Here is a 17,351-nt window from a genome sequence, read left to right on the forward strand (position 1 = left end):
ACGGCATGAGCAACCTTATTCACGATAACAACACCACGATCGGCGAGCTGACGAAAAAGCTCGCCAGCACGCTTACCGACAGAGGTTTGCGTTTGACCACCGCGGAGTCGTGTACCGGCGGTAACCTGGCGGTCGCCCTCTGCGCGGAAGAAAATACGGCAGAATTTTATGACGTGGGCATGGTGGTGTTCAGCGATGCGGCGAAGCAGAAGATCCTCGGCGTGCGGCCCGAAACCCTGGAGCGCTTCACCGCCGTCAGCGAAGAAACCGTTACCGAGATGGCAGCCAACATCTGCGACATAGCCGGGGCGGATATCGGCGTCGCCATCAGCGGCTATGCCGGTCCGGAAGGCGGAGATGACGGCACGGCGGCCGGGACGGTCTGCTTTGGCTGGAGCTTTCGCGGGCAGACGGAAACCAGCACCGTGCTGTTTTCCGGCGAGTGTCAGGACGTTGTCGAAAAAGCGGTGCGTTATTCGCTGTCTGAACTGATTGAGAAGCTATCCGGCTGGGATAACGGCTAAAGCAAGGGGGAAGTCTATGGCTGTCATCGTCATCACCGGCGGTACGGCGGGCGTGGGGAAAGCCACGGCGCTGCACTTTGCCAAAGCGGGCTATGACGTGGGCATTATTGCCCGCGACGAGCAGAGCCTGCGCTCCACGGAAGAGGAGCTGCGCCGTTTCGGCATCAACGCGTATGCCGTTCAGGCTGACGTGGCGGACAGCGAGGCGGTCACCGCTGCCGCCAGCGACATTGAGTCCCGCCTTGGCGCCATTGACGTGTGGGTGAATAACGCGATGGGCGCGGTGCTGGCGCCGTTTCGCACCATGACGCCTGAGGAATTTCGCCGCGTCACCGAGGTGACCTATTTTGGCTATGTTAACGGCACCCGCGCCGCGCTGGAGCTAATGACGCCTCGCGATCGCGGGACGATTATTCAGGTTGGCTCCGCGCTGGCCTACCGCTCCATTCCGCTGCAGTCCGCCTACTGCGGGGCAAAGGCCGCCATTCGCGGCTTTACCGACGCCGTGCGCACCGAACTAATGCATGAAAACAGCCGGGTGCAGCTCGCGATGGTGCAGATGCCGGGGCTCAATACGCCGCAGTTTGAGTGGGCGAGAAACAAGTTTGCCTGGGCGATGCGCCCGGTACCTCCCGTCTTTCAGCCCGAAGTGGCCGCCAGCGCTATTTTCAGGGTGGCGCAAAATCCGGTGCGGGAACTGTGGGTGGGCAGCAGCACTATCCAGTCGATTGTCGGGCAATTTTTGTTCCCCGGTTTCCTGGATCGGCTGATGGTCAAAAAGGCCTGGGAAGGGCAAATGACCACCACGCTGAATGCGGACGATCGTCAGGATTATCTGGATCGGCCGGTGAATGAGCCGCACAGGATCCACGGGCGCTTCACCGACGAAGCGAAAGATCGCGCCGCCAGCATAAGCTCGGGCGTGCCGGGAAAGGTGCTGCTCGGCTCCCTTGCCGTGACGGGGGCCATCGTGGCCCGCCTGCTGTTCTCGCGCAAAAGGTGATCAGCGCAGCGCGGTACGATTGGTCCAGAACCAGCGGTAGCCGTAACCGCTGAGGCTGAGTTCAGCGGTTTTGCCGCACTCCAGGGCGTCGCTGTAGCGTTTGTCCGCCAGGCAGGCGGTCCAGGTGGCATGGCGTATCCCGCGAGCGGTAAACGTGACGGGCTTATCGCTGAAGTTAACGAAGGTGAGAATGCTGCGCGTATCGGTTTCGTAATAGATCCCCAGCACCGCGTCGTTGTCGATCGTGATAAGACGAAACGGCGCGATGCCGATTTCAGGAAACTCCGAGCGCGTATTGGCAATGTCGATAATGCGGTGCAGGAGCGAGCTGCGGTGTAAAAGCGAATCCGCTACGTTGATTTTCTGATAGCGGAACGGGCCGTGGTCAATCATCGGGGCAATAAAGGTCTCCGGGTCGGCATCAGAGAAGCCGCCGCCCTGCGACGGGGCCCACTGCATCGGCGTGCGCACGGCGTAACGCTCTTCCAGCGCTAAATCATCACCCATGCCAATCTCATCCCCGTAGCGCATGACCGGTACGCCCGGCAGAGAAAAGAGAACCGCATGGCAAAAGGCCAGCCGCTTTTGGTCGCCGTTGAGCATCGGCGCAAGACGACGGCGGATCCCGCGCTGGTAGACGCTCATCTCTTCGTCGGGCGCGAACGCGTCCAGCACGGTCTGCTTCGCTTTTTTACCGATCCCGTCCAGATCCAGCTCGTCATGATTGCGCAGCCAGTTGGCGAAACAGCAGGAGTCCGGCGGCACGATCATTTTCTTCACCGCGTTGCGCAGCGGCCGCGCGCTTTTCTCCGCAAGGCTGACGTAGAAGAACTTGTTTAGCCAGAAATTCAGCACCAGGTTCAGACGGTCGTTCTTCCCAAAATAATCTTTGTAGGCTTCAACCTCCACGTCGACTTCGCCGAGCAGGATTGCGTCCGGGTTATGCTGTTCGATGAGGCGGCGCATGTGCTCGAGGATCCACAGCCCTCTCTTTTCATCCCCGCGCCCGGCTTGTTTTGTCAGGTGCGACGCCGCGTCCAGGCGAAAGCCGGACACCCCGAGCTTTAGCCAGAAGATGATGATGTTCTCCACCTCCTTCAGCACGGCGGGGCAGGCCAGATTGAGATCCGGCTCGTGGTGGTAAAACATATGCCGATAGTATTGCCCCGCCTCGTCGTCCCACGTCCAGACGCTTTTCTCTACGCCCGGAAACATGGGGGGCGTATCGTCGTCGTCCGTGTCGGACCACAGGTAGTAGTCACGGTAAGGGGAGTGCGGGCTGCGGCGGGCCTGCTGAAACCAGGGATGCGCGTTCGAGGTATGCTGGATCAGCAGCTCAATAATGACCTGCATCCCCAGCTCCCGCGCGTGTTCAATAAAGGCGATTATATCGTTGAGCTTTCCGAAGCGGGGATCGACCTGCAAATGGTCGCTCACGTCGTAGCCTTCATCAAGAAAGGGCGTGAGATAAAACGGGGTGATCCAGATAACCGTCGCGCCCATCCGGCGGATGTAGCGCAGCTTGGCGGTTATCCCGGCGATGTCGCCACAGCCATCGCCGTTCAGGTCGTAAAACAGGGCGGTATCAATCTGATAAATAATGGCGCGTGTATGCCAGCCTGCCATAGCAATCCTTAGTGATAACCTTCGGTATCAGACACTTTGCCCCGGAAGACGTAGTAGCTCCAGGCGGTATACACCAGGATCACCGGGATGATGAGCAGCGTGCCGATCAGCATAAACAGCTGGCTGGCAGGCGGCGCGGCGGCTTCCCACAGGGTAATGCGCGGCGGGATAATATGCGGCCACAGGCTGATGCCAAGCCCGCTAAAGCCGAGGAAGATTAAGCCCAGCGTGAGCAGGAACGGGCGGGCATGGCTGTCGGGGTTGCGCGTCAGCCGCCAGATCCACAGGCTAAATACCGCGACCAGCAACGGCACCGGCAGGAACCAGAAGAAGTTGGGCAGGGTGAACCAGCGTTCGGCGACAAACTGCCAGCCGAGCGGGGTCCAGATGCTCACCACCGCAATGACGGCGATCAGCGCCAGCAGCACGTGGCGGGTCAGCTCGCGCATGCGGCGCTGCAGCGCGCCTTCGCTTTTCATGATCAGCCACGTAGTGGCGAGCAGGGTATAGGCGACGATTAACCCCAGCCCGCAGAACAGGTTAAACGGCGTAAACCAGTCCAGCGACGAACCGACAAAGCGCCGTCCTTCCACGTCGAAGCCGTTAATCATCGCCCCGACCACGATCCCCTGGCTGAAGGTCGCGAGCAGGGAGCCGCCGGCAAAGGCGTAATCCCAGAACTTGCGGTGCGAAGGGGTGGCCTTGAAGCGAAACTCAAACGCCACGCCGCGGAAAATAAGGCCGATCAGCATTGCGGTAAGCGGGATGGTGAGCGCATCGATAATCACCGCATAGGCCAGCGGAAACGCGCCGAACAGCCCCGCGCCGCCGAGCACCAGCCAGGTTTCATTTCCGTCCCACACCGGGGCGACGCTGTTCACCATCACGTCACGCTCTTTGGCATCCCCCACGAAGCTGAACAGCATGCCGATACCGAGATCGAAGCCGTCCATGATGATGTACATCAGCGTGGCGAAGACAATAATGGCAAACCAGATGACCGGGATATCGACGCCCATCAGATCTTCTCCTCTTCCGGAACAGACTCGGCGGCGGACAGCGGACGGGCAGGCGTGCCCGACGTATTAGACGTTAGCGTGCCGACGGGCTGCGGCCCTTTCTTAATCAACCGGGCGAGATAGACGTAGCCCACGCCGAACACCGAACAATAGACCACGATAAAGGCCAGCAGGCTGATGCTCATCTGCAGCGTGCTGTGCAGAGAAACCGCGTCAATCGTGCGCAAATAGCCGTAGACGACCCACGGCTGGCGGCCCACTTCGGTAGTGACCCAGCCGGCGAGCAGCGCGAGCAGTCCGGCGGGCCCCATGCACAGGGCAAACCAGTGGAAAGGCCGCGAATGATAGAGCCGACGGCGATAGCGCAGCCACACGCTGAGCACGCCGAGCGTAATCATCAGCAGCCCCATGCCGACCATAATGCGGAAGGACCAGAAGACGATGAGCGAGTTCGGGCGATCCTCTTTCGGAAAATCTTTCAGGGCCGGAACCTGTTTATCCAGGCTGTGCGTCAGGATCAGGCTGCCGAGCGCGGGAATTTCAAGCCCGTATTTGGTGCGCTCCTCTTCCATATCCGGTACGCCAAACAGCAGCAGCGGGGTCGCCTCGCCGGGCGGGTTCTCCCAGTGGCCTTCAATCGCGGCAATCTTGGCAGGCTGATGCTCCAGCGTATTCAGGCCGTGCATATCTCCGACTACCGCCTGAATGGGCGCGACCAGCAGCGCCATCCACATCGCCATGGAGAACATTTTGCGCACGGCGGGCGTATCGTTGCCGCGCAGCAGATGCCACGCTCCGGACGCGCCCACAAACAACGCGCTGCACAGGAAGGCGGCGATGGACATGTGGATCAGGCGATAGGGGAACGAGGGGTTAAAGATGATAGCCAGCCAGTCTTCGGGAATGACCTGGCCGTTCTGAATACTGAAGCCCTGCGGGGTGTGCATCCAGCTGTTGGAGGCGAGGATCCAGAAGGTGGACATCAGGGTGCCCAGCGCCACCATGCAGGTAGCAAAGAAGTGCAGGCCAGGGCCGACCTTGTTCCAGCCGAACAGCATCACGCCTAAAAAACCGGCTTCCAGGAAGAAGGCGGTTAACACTTCATAGGTGAGCAGGGGGCCGGTAATACTGCCCGCGAACTGGGAAAAGCCGCTCCAGTTGGTGCCAAACTGGTAGGCCATCACCAGCCCGGAGACCACGCCCATACCAAAGTTAACGGCGAAAATTTTCAGCCAGAAATGGTATAGCGAGCGCCAGACATCGTTTTTAGTGCGAAGCCACATTCCTTCGAGTACCACCAGATAGCTTGCGAGCCCGATGGTGATCGCCGGAAAGAGAATATGAAAGGAGACGGTAAAGGCGAACTGGATCCTGGCAAGATGAAACGCATCAAGCTCGAACATGCTCCGTACCTCTGGAACTGATAGCGCAAGGGAGTTGCCAGACAGCGTCAGGCTGCCTGGCAAAACCGGTTACGGTTTTTTCTTACCCGCGCCAAGCTCGGCGCCGGTTAACGGATCGGCCGTTGGATCGGATTTCGTGCGCGCAGACATTGCTTTGACCAGTGTGGCCTGCTCCGTCGTGAGCGTTACGCTTGCGCTACCGTCACCACCATCAACCGCTGGCTGAGGGGATTCCACGTAATCGAAGTGCTTATCGCTGTTCCAGCTTCCGCGAACTTCTCCGCCCTCAGACATATTGTAGTACTTGTTGGTGTACTCTTCGATCGGCGGCAATTTACCCGGTGGGAAATTGTTGCGGATCGACTGAAGCGCCTTTTCGAACGAGAGCTGGTGCGCTGCTTCACGCGTCATTAAAAATGCCAGCGCATCCTTAACGCCCGGATCGTCCGTTACGTTAATCAGCCGCTCGTAGATAATCTTAGCGCGCGCCTCTGCCGCTATGTTAGAGCGCAGGTCGGCCGTGGGTTCGCCAATGGTATCTACGTAGGCTGCCGTCCAGGGCACGCCTGCGGAGTTGGTAAGCGGAGTACCGCCACCGTAGAGCAGGGAGGTGATGTGGCTGTCGTTGCCGTTCTCGGTCATGGACCGGTACAGCTCCGCTTCATTCTCAACGCCTTCCGCCAGTTCACCTTTTGCACCCTTGTTCAGCATACCCACCAGGGTACCGATGATTTCCAGGTGACTTAACTCCTCGGTCGCGATATCCATCAGCATATCTTTACGACCGGGATCGTCGTCGCTCAGTCCCTGCGTAAAGTAACGACATGCCGCGGCAAGTTCGCCCTGTGGTCCACCAAACTGCTCCAGCAGAAGGTTAGCCAGGCCCGGATTCGGTTCGGCAACGCGAACCGTGTATTGCAGCTGTTTTACGTGTCGAAACATAGATTCTCCCTCTTCCGTTATTTTTTCGCTTCTACGCCGTCCGCGTCGGAGCGCAGCAGGAACTGTTCCGTTGTCTGCGGGATGTGACGAAGCAGCCAGTCAGCCATTTCGCGCTCTTCCGCCAGAATCGTCTCGATGGCGGGAATAGAGGCGGTATCGCCCGCTTTTTTGGCCGCTGCCAGCAGGGAGGTGTAACAGGCAATTTCGAACTGCTCAAATACGTAGCCGCTGATGGAGCCTTTAACGATTTCATCAGACGGGAACATGCCGCCAATGGACTGGCCGAGCGCCGCCATTTTGCTCATGGAATCTTTAATGACTGAACGCGAAATATCATTGCGGTCAAGAATTTCCTCCAGCAATGTAATTTGGCGTTTAGTCTCGTTAACGTGTTGTTCAATTCGGGCACGTAAGTCCGGGTAATTATCAATACGGCCAGCCATTGATTCCAGCATTGATTCGGCTTGCTTTTCCATCGCATGGGCATCGCGTAGCCAATCATGGTAGTGTTCTACATGATTCATAATTAACTCCTGTGATTTATATTCTGGTTAATTTTCGGTGCTGATGCTCATCAAACTTTTAATTTATCCTTTCTGGGCTTTTTGATTAATATTGCCGACAGCCAGATCGGTTAATTTGAGATCGGTTTCTTTTTCTTCTTCCAGAGTTTCGGCAAGAAGTTTAACGGCTTTCTTATAGCCTAATTGTTCAGCCAGGGTGGCAAGGGTACCGTAGCTGGCAATTTCGTAGTGTTCTACTTTCTGCGCTGCCGCAATTAACGCAGCGTCACGTACTTCATTTTTTTCCGTACTCTCAATGACTTCGTTGGCTTCTTCAATTAAGCCTTCCATCGCCACGCACTTCATACGCTTCAACTTAAGGCCGGACTCCTGCTCGATAATCTGATCGATACGTTCGATCTGTCCCTGCGTCTCCTCAAGGTGAGCCGTGAACGCGGCGCTCAGCTTCTCGCTGGAGGCGGCGCGGGCCAGTTTGCTTAGCGCGCGAGTCAGCTGCTTCTCAGCGCTGTAGGTGTCGGATAAGAGGTGAATAAATACGTCTTCAACACTTTTCATATTCATATATTCGCTCCGGTAAAATAAGGGGGAATTACTGCGAGCCGTCAGGCCCGCAGCATGCTCTCGATATATTTATAAGAGCTTTAAATAAGATCAGGAGTTATCAGATTTACGGCCTCCGCCGTGACTGTTCTGTCCCCCTTTCTTACCCGCTTCAGATGCGCGTTGCGGATCGTTTTTGAAATTACCGCCGCTGTGCTGGCCGCCTTTACGTCCAGCTTCTGATGCTTTTTCACGGTCTTCAGCGAAATTACCGGAACCACCACGATGTTGTTCTGCCATATATCAACCCTCATGTTGCGTTTATGTCAGGAGATACGATAAGAAAACCGTATCACTTGTCGTTCAGGAATTAACATTAGTCGTTATGTGAGAAGAGTCAAATTTATCGCTGCGCTCGTTTCACGGTATTTTCAGCGGGGAGGGGAAAATACCGCTTCGTTATGGATTTTGAAAATCTACGGTAAATCCATTGCTTAGGGATAAATAACGCGGGCGGTTAGGATTCCGCTTAGCTAATAATCTTAATATGAACGCGGCGGAAATTATTACATGAATTGACGTAGCGCAAAAATATATCGTACCGGCGCGCGTCTTTGTATTCGGAATATTCTTAAGTGAGAAGCGAAATAACGCGCCGTAAACAACGCGTCCGATCGTCATTTTTGACGTGGTCAGCCGTAACGGGTGAGGGTATGCTGCATTCGTCACCACAATAATTACAGAGGCAATGTCATGGATCAGGAGCTACTGGATGCGGGGTACCGGGCCTACACCGGTGAGAAAATTGATGTCTACTTCAACACCGGGATCTGCAAACACTCGGGGAACTGCGTGCGCGGCAGCGCAAAGCTGTTCGACCTGAAGCGTAAGCCGTGGATAGCACCCGATGAAGTGGATGAAGAAACTGTCGTACGCGTAATTGATACCTGCCCGAGCGGTGCGCTGAAGTACCGCCAAAAATAAGCGAGGAACCATGGATATTCTTGAAGGCCATAACAAGTTTTACGTTAACGATGCCGAAGGTAATCAGGTGGCGGAGATCGTCTTTGTCCCGACCGGCGAGCATCTGAGCATTATCGAGCACACCGATGTGGATCCGAGCCTGAAGGGTCAGGGCGTGGGTAAACAGCTGGTGGCAAAAGTGGTGGAGAAGATGCGCGGTGAGAACCGTAAAATTATCCCCCTGTGCCCGTTTGCGAAGCATGAGTTTGATAACACGCGGGAGTATGACGATATCCGGGCGTGAAGCCGATGCCCGGCATTGCGCCGGGCAGCGCACTCAACCGACAAACATCACCGACACGCACAGCACGCCCACAATCAGCGTCAGCAGGTTACCGACAGAGCGGTACGGTTTCAGTGACGGGATCAGGTAGGTCGACAGCGTCGGCATGATGAACAGGATCATGGCGATAAGCGGACCGCTAATAGCGTAAATCATTGAGATAGCATTCGGATTGATGCAGCAGACCGCAAAGGTGATCAGCGACACCCCAAGAATCGAAACGGCGCGGTTAAAGGCGCGGCTTTTCTTCACCCCGACCTGATTTAGCGACGACTTCACGATCTCGGTTGCCCCTTCAATCACCCCAAAATAGGTGCCGAGGAACGATTTCGACATCGCAATAATCGCCACGATGATGCCGGAAATACCCAGCCATGCCGGCGACGAAGGCATCATCGACAGCGCGGACAGGATTGTCACCCCTTCCTCTTTGGCCGCCACGATATAGGACGGTGGAATCGAAAGCAGGCAGCTGAACACAAAGAACAGCACGCTGAGGCAGATGATCAGGTACGCCACCTTCATGATTTTTTTGCATTTACCCATGGCCTCGTCGCCGTATTTTTCGCGACGGTCTACGGCGAAGGTCGAGATGATAGGGGTATGGCTAAAGGCGAAAACCATCACCGGGATCGAAATCCACACCTGGTGCAGCGTATGCTGGTCGAAGGCCATCTGGCTGGTCAGCAGCGACGGCTGCCAGCTTCCCGTCAGATACAGCGAGACAAACAGGAAATAGGCGATCAGCGGAAACACCAGGAATCCCATTACCTTAATGGTAATGTGCCGCCCCATCAGGAAGATCAGATTCAGGATCAGCACCACGCCAAAGCTCACCAGCATCCGCACGCCGGTATCCACCGTCATCCGTTTCGCCAGCTGTTCAGTCAGCGAGTTGGTAATCGCCACCGCGTAAATCAGCACCACCACAAAGAAGGCCACGAAATAGAGCGTGGTGATCAGGTTACCGATCTTTTTACCGTAGTAATGGGAAACGGCGCCGGTGATCCCTTCGCTGCCTTTCGTTTTCGACGACAGGATAAATTGCGCCAGCGCCTTATGCGGCCAGTAGGTTAAGGGATACGCCACAAGGGCGGTGATCAGCAGGACAATCGCGCCAGCAGAGCCGAGCTGAATGGGCAAGAACAGGGTTCCTGCGCCCACGGCAGTGCCGTAGAGGGCGAAACTCCAGAGAGTCTCTTCTTTTGACCAAATTTTCGACATTAGAGCAACGTATCAACTATAAAACGAACAAAAAGGAGTGCAATTTACCATAATTATGCGTTGAGATCGCAGTTGCTTCGCAGGGAAGGGGCCGGAGAGGGTCTCCGGCCAGAAGGGAATTAGCCTGCCAGGGCGCGTCGCTGCTGGCGGCGCCTGATAATTTTCTCGCGCAGCGTATCGTACGCCCAGTTGTAGAGCATGGTGTACGGCAGGAAGAACAGGAAGAAGCCGATTTCCAGCGTGAATGCCTGAAGCAGCGTCACGCCCAGCACCGCGGCGACGATGGTTACGCCAATCACGATAAAGCCGCATTCAAAACCCAGCGCATGCAGGGCGCGTACTTTCGCCGTGCGCCTGACCCGCTGCACCGGCCAGAAACGGTCGAAACCGAAGTTGTAGATAATGTTCCAGAGCATTGCCGTGGTCGCCAGAATGATGGTCAGGCCACCCATTTCAAGAACCGAGCGCTGCATTAGCCACGCGGCGGTGGGGGCGAGGATCGCCGTGGCGATGCCCTCAAAGCAGACGGCATGGAAGATTCGCTCCGGTAATTTACGCTGGAGTGCATCCTGATGTTGCATATTCACCTCATGGTTACGCCAGTATGGGCGTCGATGAGACCTATTATTATCGCTTAAGGTGATATATAAAAGATGGTATCCATCGATAAAGTAGATACACCATGCGCTATTCTCCCGAAGCACTGACCGCGTTCGTCGAAACCGTCGCCGCCGGATCGTTTTCCGCCGCCGCCCGGCGGCTGCGCAAGAGCCAGTCCACCATCAGCACCTCCATCGCCAACCTTGAGGCTGACCTTGGGTTTGAGCTTTTCGACCGCTCGGCGCGCCAGCCGGTTTTAACCGCGCAGGGGGAACAGGTGCTGGGCTATGTGCAGTCGATTCTGGCCGCCAGCGCGCGGCTGGACGAGCTGGCGGTATCCTTAACGGCGCAAACGGAGGCGCGTTTTACCTTCGTGCTATCCGATACGCTAAACCCGGCCGTGCTGGAAGCGATGATGAGCCAGTTCGACCAGCGTTTTCCGCACACGGAATTTGAGTGCCTGATTGGGGAAGAGGAAGACGTTATCGATCTGCTGCAAAAGGAGCGGGCGCAGATTGGCCTGACGGAAGCGCGGGACGGCTATCCGACGGATATCGGCGCGACAAGGCTGCCCATGCAGACGCGAATGGCCATCTACGTCTCTGCCGGGCATCCGCTGGCGGACCAGCACGAGACCCACGCGGACGAGCTTCACGGCTGGCGCGAGCTGCGGCTGAGTACCTATCTTGAACGTGAGGCCACCCTTGCGCGCGGGCCGGTCTGGTCCGCGCCGAACTACCTGCTGCTGTTGAGTATGGCGGTGCAGGGCTTTGGCTGGTGCGCATTGCCCTGCGCGCTGGTTGACGAATTTGCCGCGTCGAAATCGCTGGTGCAGCTGAACGTGCCGGGCTGGCCGAGGTCGATTGCTATCGATCTGCTGTGGAACAAACGATCCCCGCCCGGCGTCGCCGGAAGCTGGCTGCGACAGTACCTTCAGGATGCGCGATAATCCTGTGACTAAACTCACTAATTTTAAACATTTGCGTCAATTGTTGATAACAATCCTCTACTATCGTCATGTCATTTTGTACAGAGGTCGTGATGAAAGATGTCGTTATAGTGGGTGCGTTACGTACGGCTATCGGCTGTTTTCAGGGAGCGCTCGCGCGCCACTCTGCGGTTGATCTCGGCAGCGTGGTGGTAAAGGCGCTGGTGGAGCGCAGCGGGATCGCCGCACATGAAGTTGATGAGGTGATCCTGGGCCAGGTGCTGACCGCTGGCGCGGGACAAAACCCTGCGCGCCAGGCGGCGCTGAAGGGCGGCCTGCCCAATACCGTTTCGGCCATCACCATCAACGACGTCTGTGGCTCAGGCCTGAAAGCGCTGCATCTGGCGACGCAGGCTATCCAGTGCGGCGAAGCGGATGTCGTGATTGCCGGCGGGCAGGAGAATATGAGCCGCGCCCCGCACGTGCTGACCGACAGCCGGACCGGCGCGCAGCTCGGAAACAGCCAGCTGCTCGACAGCCTGGTTCACGACGGGCTGTGGGACGCCTTCAACGATTACCACATGGGCGTGACGGCGGAGAACCTGGCGCGGGAATACGGCATCAGCCGCGAGCTTCAGGACGCGTATGCCCTCAGCTCGCAGCAAAAGGCGCGTGCCGCGATCGATTCCGGGCGCTTTCGCGATGAAATCGTTCCGGTCAGTACCCGGCGCCAGAACGGAGACGCGTTCATCGTCGATACCGATGAGCAGCCGCGTACCGATACCAGCGCAGAAGGGCTGGCAAAGCTCAATCCGGCCTTCGAAACGCAGGGGTCGGTGACGGCGGGCAACGCCTCTTCCATCAACGACGGCGCCGCGGCGGTGATGATGATGAGCGAAAGCAAAGCCCAGGAGCTGGCGCTGCCGGTGCTGGCGCGGATCAAAGCCTTTGCCAGCGTCGGCGTTGATCCGGCGCTCATGGGCATTGCCCCGGTTTACGCCACGCGCCGCTGCCTGGAGCGGGCGGGCTGGCAGCTGAGCGAAGTGGATCTGATTGAAGTCAACGAAGCTTTCGCCGCGCAGGCGATCTCGGTCGGAAAAATGCTGGAGTGGGATCCGCTGCGGGTTAACGTAAACGGCGGCGCCATCGCGCTTGGCCATCCTATCGGAGCCTCTGGCTGCCGCATTCTGGTCTCGTTAGTCCATGAAATGAAAAAGCGTAACGCCCGCAAAGGGATTGCGACGCTGTGCATTGGCGGAGGGCAGGGGGTGGCGCTGGCTATCGAACGGTAATCTCCCCCTCCGCGCGTAAAAGCCTCCCAACGGGAGGTTTTTTTTGCCTCCCTAAACCTTTTTTACCTTTATAAGCTCTTTCTTAAACTTTCGGCGATCCTTGCGCGGATAATAATTCGCGTTGCGATCTTCTCAGTGTGATCTCTCTCCTGAAATTTACGGTTAAATCCCCTTTTTTGTTGATGGGGTTCACGCCGATCTTTGCCAAAAAAAATGAAACAAATAATTTCGATCTTTGTCACTAAAATACAGGTGCATAAAAAATAAACTCAAGTTTCATAAAAACGAAACATCATTTTAATTGAGGGTTTTTTCATGCTTAAGAAATCTCTGGTCCTTGCCTCTCTTATTAGTGCCTCTTTTATGTCTCACGCCGTTACCGTCGATCTGCGTCACGAATACATCGACAGCGGCTCGAACGCCGACCGCGTTGCCGTCTCGCATCGCTTTGATAATGGTCTTGGTTTTTCGGTAGAAGCGAAGTGGAAGTCGGGCGGTGACAAAGCCGATTGGCCGTTTGCCGATGTGGTAGGTAACGGTCATGAAGATCAGATTAGCTGGCGCTGGAAAGCGACGGACAATATTGCCCTGACGCCAGCGTTTACGATTGAAAGTACCGACAGCCGCACCATTTATAAACCGAATCTGCATTTACAATATAGCTTCGATAATGGCTTCTACGTGGCCGCGCGTTACCGCTATGAATATACCCGTTATCCGTCAAGCGAAAATAAAGACGATGACAAGGTTAACCGTGGCGATGCCTGGATCGGTTGGGTATTAGGCGACTGGCGTACCGAGCTGAACTATGTTTATGCGAAAAGCGCAGAAGGCATGGCCCGAAATAATAATAAAGATTACTCCAACGAATATAACGCCAAGCTGGCCTATAAATGGGATAAAAACTGGGCGCCGTATGTTGAGGTAGGGAACGTGGGCGTTAAAGAGACTGACGAACGTCAGACCCGCTTCCGTTTAGGCGTGGCGTACTCTTTCTAAAACAGGCAGTACCTCCGGGAAAAGGCCGGCTCGCTTGAGCCGGTTTTTTTGTGCCGGGGAAAAGCGCATTACGCAAAAAAAAGCCCCCCGAAACGGAGGGCAAGGCCAGTTACAGAAACACTAACTCAAGTCAGGCATGCAACATTTCAGGTTGCTCGGGGAGTTTCGCGATATAGAGCGCCGGCTTGCCGTCTTTATCGGAACTGTACAGAACCGCTTTCTCATCCGGAGTGAAGGACGGATGCGGGTGGGTCACCTGGCGGCTGTTCGCCACCGTGGCCCAGGAGGTGTCGTGACGGGCGATGCGGAAACAGGCTTTCTTCGCCACGTCAAAGGCATACAGATAAGGATCGTTATCAATGGTGTAGCCGCCGGTGTCTTTTACGTCGACAGGCGTGCCGGAACCGTCGCCAACGAGCATGGTGCCGTCAAAGTTGCTCATCAGGTGCGAACAGGCAGGCATGCTCATCACCGCTTCATTGATGCCGGTATCCGGGCTGTAGCGGGAGATGGTGCGCCCCTGCTGGCCCTTCAGGTAAGAGACATAGACCAGCGCGGAGCCGTCCGGCACCCAAAATTCATGCGTGCAGCTTTCCCCTTCCGCGTGCGTTTTGACCTTTCGCACGTTGCTGCCGTCTTCATTGACCAGCCACATGCGTGCGTCAACCAGATCGTGCGGCCCTTCATGGCAGAAGGCCACGGTATTGTCGTCGAACGGACGATAAATCGGATGCCCCAGCCAGATCTTCTCGTCGTGAACGGTGGCGCTTTCGCCCGTTTTCAGGTCAACGCGCAGCAGGCGGCAGTGCGGCCCCTTATGGAAGAAGTCGTGGAAAATTTTCCAGTCGTTGAGCGGCGTCCAGTCACGTCTGGCAATCTCAATGCCCACCAGTTTGGTGCAGTCGCTGTTCGCGACCCAGGTACCGTAGCCCACCCACTCTTCCGGGACGCGGTACACCTCGCGCTCCGCCAGCGTCTCTAAATCCACCTCCAGCAGGGTGCGATCGTTTTTCACATAGTAGAAGGATTTATCGTCCGGGGAGAGGAACCCGCCAAAGGTGTTATCGCCCGGGCCTTCGGTGAGCTGCACCGCTTCGGCATTGTTCAGATCCAGCAGGTAATAGTTCCAGTGACCGTCGAACTCCCCGGCGAACAGCAGATGGCTGCCGTCGTTAAAGAAGCACTTCTGGTAAAAGTAGTTGCGATGACAGGTTACTTCCGGTGGGGTCAGGCGGGTGACTTCCACGCCCGTATCCGGATCGCGGCTGACCTCATAGTTCAGCTTGACCCGCATGCCTTTAGCCATAATGCACTCCTTTGAACGCGAAGAATGGGTTGAAAACTGGGTGTTAAATTATCAAAACATCGTTTCATTATGTGTGACTGACAGCGCAATTTATCAGTTTCAGGGCTGAGGATTGCGTCGGGATAGATTTATCGTGATCGAAACGCCATTTCTGGAAGAAACACGCAGAAAAAATGAAACGTTGTTTTAAATGTAATTGAAAAGCCATTTGTCAGGGGATAATATGTGCTCATCACGAAAACGGAACGTTGTTTCGTTAATTAACTTTGCCTTCGGGCACGATCCATTCTGGAGGTTGATGTGGAAGTCAGACAAAGCATCCACAGTGCGCATGCAAAAACGCTGGATACTCAGGGGCTGCGCGGCGAGTTTTTAGTTGAGCAGGTGTTCGAAGCCGACAAATACACCATGGTCTACAGCCATATTGACCGCATTATCGTGGGCGGAATTATGCCCGTGGCGAGCACCGTCTCCGTGGGCGGCGAAGTGGGCAAGCAGCTGGGCGTGAGCTACTTCCTCGAGCGCCGCGAGCTGGGCGTGATTAACATCGGCGGGCCGGGCACCATTACGGTTGACGGCCAGTGCTACGAGATTGGCCACCGCGACGCGCTGTACGTCGGCAAAGGGGCGAAAGAAGTGGTGTTTGCCAGCGTCGACGCCGGCAAGCCGGCGAAGTTTTACTATAACTGCGCCCCGGCCCACACTACCTACCCGACCAAAAAAGTAACGCCTGCGGACGTTGCCCCGGTCACGCTTGGCGATAACCTCACCAGCAACCGCCGCACCATCAACAAATACTTCGTTCCGGACGTGCTGGAGACCTGCCAGCTCAGCATGGGGCTGACCGAGCTTGCGCCGGGCAACCTGTGGAACACCATGCCGTGCCATACCCACGAGCGCCGCATGGAAGTCTACTTCTACTTCAACATGGATGAAGATGCCTGCGTGTTCCACATGATGGGACAGCCGCAGGAGACGCGCCATATCGTCATGCACAACGAGCAGGCGGTCATCTCCCCGAGCTGGTCTATTCACTCCGGCGTGGGGACGAAAGCCTATACCTTCATCTGGGGTATGGTCGGTGAAAACCAGGTCTTTGATGACATGGACCACGTCGCTGTTAAGGATCTGCGCTAGCCGCAGGCAGTTAAGCATAACTCTGCCTGTTGGTGACAGGCGCTGAATGATTAAGGAAAAAACATGATTCTGGATGCATTTTCTCTGCAGGGTAAAGTGGCCGTGGTGTCCGGTTGTGACACCGGCCTGGGCCAGGGCATGGCGTTAGGTCTGGCGGAAGCGGGCTGCGACATCGTCGGGATTAACATCGTTGAGCCGACTGAAACCATCGAGCGCGTAACCGCGCTGGGCCGCCGTTTTCTGAGCCTGACCGCCGATCTGCGCAAAATCGACGCCATCCCCGAGCTGCTGGATCGCGCCGTGGCGGAGTTCGGTCATATCGATATTCTGGTCAACAACGCCGGCCTGATCCGTCGTGAAGACGCGATTAACTTCAGCGAGACGGACTGGGACGACGTCATGAACCTGAACATCAAGAGCGTGTTCTTCATGTCTCAGGCGGCGGCGAAGCACTTCATCGCGCAGGGGAAAGGCGGCAAGATCGTCAATATTGCCTCCATGCTCTCCTTCCAGGGCGGCATCCGCGTACCGTCTTACACCGCGTCGAAAAGCGCCGTGATGGGCGTGACCCGCCTGCTGGCAAACGAGTGGGCGCAGCACAACATTAACGTTAACGCGATTGCGCCGGGCTACATGGCCACTAACAATACCCAGCAGCTGCGCGCGGATGAAGAACGCAGCGCGGCGATCCTCGAGCGTATTCCGGCGGGGCGCTGGGGCCTGCCGAGCGATCTGATGGGGCCGATTGTGTTCCTGGCTTCCCCGGCATCGGATTACGTTAACGGCTACACCATTGCCGTCGACGGCGGCTGGCTGGCGCGTTAATTCAGCCTGAATAAAGAACCTCTGCCCCCGGGCGGAGGTTTTTTTTGCGCCAAAATAGCCATTATCCATATCCTGAAAGATGAAAAATCCATATCAAAAAAGAATAAATGACGCGCATCACACATTAATTGCTTAAAAATGAACTGATTAATA

The 17,351-nt window shown here is 56.4% G+C and carries 19 protein-coding genes; 9 read left to right on the top strand and 10 right to left on the bottom strand.

What is annotated here, in order from left to right; translation table 11 throughout:
- The first annotated feature begins 5 nt into the window (after window positions 1-5).
- Entirely contained in the window at window positions 6-524 is a 519-nt protein-coding gene (locus IM304_RS01520) for a 2-oxo-tetronate isomerase (protein ID WP_148418572.1), read from the top strand.
- 16 nt (window positions 525-540) lie between these two features.
- Entirely contained in the window at window positions 541-1,527 is a 987-nt protein-coding gene (locus IM304_RS01525) for an SDR family oxidoreductase (RefSeq protein ID WP_193354922.1), read from the top strand.
- On the opposite strand, the gene IM304_RS01530 is transcribed toward IM304_RS01525, so the two are convergent.
- The 7 genes from IM304_RS01530 to IM304_RS01560 all read right to left on the bottom strand — a co-directional run bounded on the left by IM304_RS01530 (window position 1,528) and on the right by IM304_RS01560 (window position 7,881).
- Entirely contained in the window at window positions 1,528-3,153 is a 1,626-nt protein-coding gene (locus tag IM304_RS01530; RefSeq protein WP_193354921.1) for an alpha-amylase family protein, read from the bottom strand. It abuts the gene before it with no gap.
- 8 nt (window positions 3,154-3,161) lie between these two features.
- Window positions 3,162-4,172, bottom strand: coding sequence for a cytochrome d ubiquinol oxidase subunit II (gene cydB / locus IM304_RS01535; RefSeq protein ID WP_148418575.1), 1,011 nt, complete (start codon window positions 4,170-4,172; stop codon window positions 3,162-3,164).
- Window positions 4,172-5,575, bottom strand: coding sequence for a cytochrome ubiquinol oxidase subunit I (locus IM304_RS01540; RefSeq protein WP_148418577.1), 1,404 nt, complete (start codon window positions 5,573-5,575; stop codon window positions 4,172-4,174). The genes cydB and IM304_RS01540 overlap by 1 nt, the downstream gene beginning before the upstream one ends.
- A 69-nt stretch (window positions 5,576-5,644) precedes the next feature.
- Window positions 5,645-6,517: a manganese catalase family protein gene (locus IM304_RS01545; protein ID WP_148418579.1), complete on the bottom strand. Its 873-nt coding sequence runs from the start codon at window positions 6,515-6,517 to the stop codon at window positions 5,645-5,647.
- Window positions 6,518-6,534: 17 nt separating this feature from the next.
- The gene (locus IM304_RS01550) at window positions 6,535-7,041 is read right to left on the bottom strand and encodes a ferritin-like domain-containing protein (protein ID WP_148418581.1); all 507 of its coding nucleotides are present in this window, start codon (window positions 7,039-7,041) and stop codon (window positions 6,535-6,537) included.
- Window positions 7,042-7,104: 63 nt separating this feature from the next.
- Window positions 7,105-7,602 carry a ferritin-like domain-containing protein gene (locus IM304_RS01555; protein WP_063451964.1) on the bottom strand — a complete coding sequence of 166 codons (498 nt, stop codon included), beginning with the start codon at window positions 7,600-7,602 and terminating at the stop codon, window positions 7,105-7,107.
- A gap of 90 nt (window positions 7,603-7,692) precedes the next feature.
- The gene (locus tag IM304_RS01560) at window positions 7,693-7,881 is read right to left on the bottom strand and encodes a general stress protein (protein ID WP_022651794.1); all 189 of its coding nucleotides are present in this window, start codon (window positions 7,879-7,881) and stop codon (window positions 7,693-7,695) included.
- A 453-nt stretch (window positions 7,882-8,334) separates the two neighbouring features.
- Between IM304_RS01560 and yjdI the strand changes: the two genes are divergently transcribed.
- Together yjdI and IM304_RS01570 are read left to right on the top strand one after the other, a co-directional pair.
- A complete protein-coding gene (gene yjdI / locus IM304_RS01565; RefSeq protein ID WP_148418583.1) occupies window positions 8,335-8,565 on the top strand; it encodes a 4Fe-4S mono-cluster protein YjdI in 231 nt (76 codons plus the stop codon).
- Window positions 8,566-8,575: 10 nt separating this feature from the next.
- Complete coding sequence (locus tag IM304_RS01570) at window positions 8,576-8,848, top strand: GNAT family N-acetyltransferase (protein WP_006811846.1); 273 nt, start codon at window positions 8,576-8,578, stop codon at window positions 8,846-8,848.
- A gap of 33 nt (window positions 8,849-8,881) precedes the next feature.
- On the opposite strand, the gene IM304_RS01575 is transcribed toward IM304_RS01570, so the two are convergent.
- Window positions 8,882-10,111: an amino acid permease gene (locus IM304_RS01575; protein ID WP_176609558.1), complete on the bottom strand. Its 1,230-nt coding sequence runs from the start codon at window positions 10,109-10,111 to the stop codon at window positions 8,882-8,884.
- Between the two features lie 119 nt (window positions 10,112-10,230).
- Complete coding sequence (locus IM304_RS01580; RefSeq protein WP_148418587.1) at window positions 10,231-10,692, bottom strand: multidrug/biocide efflux PACE transporter; 462 nt, start codon at window positions 10,690-10,692, stop codon at window positions 10,231-10,233.
- A gap of 101 nt (window positions 10,693-10,793) precedes the next feature.
- Here IM304_RS01580 and IM304_RS01585 point away from each other — a divergent pair, with 101 nt between their 5' ends.
- From IM304_RS01585 to IM304_RS01595, 3 genes are all read left to right on the top strand, one after another.
- Window positions 10,794-11,660, top strand: a complete 867-nt coding sequence (locus IM304_RS01585; RefSeq protein ID WP_193354920.1) for a LysR family transcriptional regulator — start codon at window positions 10,794-10,796, stop codon at window positions 11,658-11,660.
- Between the two features lie 92 nt (window positions 11,661-11,752).
- On the top strand, window positions 11,753-12,931 hold the full coding sequence (locus tag IM304_RS01590) for an acetyl-CoA C-acetyltransferase (RefSeq protein WP_148418590.1): 1,179 nt from the start codon (window positions 11,753-11,755) through the stop codon (window positions 12,929-12,931).
- Between the two features lie 315 nt (window positions 12,932-13,246).
- A complete protein-coding gene (locus tag IM304_RS01595; RefSeq protein WP_193354919.1) occupies window positions 13,247-13,930 on the top strand; it encodes an oligogalacturonate-specific porin KdgM family protein in 684 nt (227 codons plus the stop codon).
- Window positions 13,931-14,060: 130 nt separating this feature from the next.
- Here the strand turns inward: IM304_RS01595 and IM304_RS01600 are convergent, their stop codons facing one another.
- Entirely contained in the window at window positions 14,061-15,236 is a 1,176-nt protein-coding gene (locus IM304_RS01600) for an oligogalacturonate lyase family protein (RefSeq protein ID WP_193354918.1), read from the bottom strand.
- Window positions 15,237-15,536: 300 nt separating this feature from the next.
- On the opposite strand from IM304_RS01600, the gene kduI reads away from it, so the two are divergent.
- A complete protein-coding gene (gene kduI, locus IM304_RS01605; RefSeq protein WP_148418596.1) occupies window positions 15,537-16,373 on the top strand; it encodes a 5-dehydro-4-deoxy-D-glucuronate isomerase in 837 nt (278 codons plus the stop codon).
- Between the two features lie 63 nt (window positions 16,374-16,436).
- Entirely contained in the window at window positions 16,437-17,198 is a 762-nt protein-coding gene (kduD, locus tag IM304_RS01610) for a 2-dehydro-3-deoxy-D-gluconate 5-dehydrogenase KduD (RefSeq protein ID WP_148418598.1), read from the top strand.
- Window positions 17,199-17,351: the final 153 nt, after the last annotated feature.

Origin of the sequence: Enterobacter cloacae complex sp. P40C2 (assembly GCF_014930695.1) — a bacterium.
Lineage (GTDB): Bacteria > Pseudomonadota > Gammaproteobacteria > Enterobacterales > Enterobacteriaceae > Enterobacter > Enterobacter pasteurii.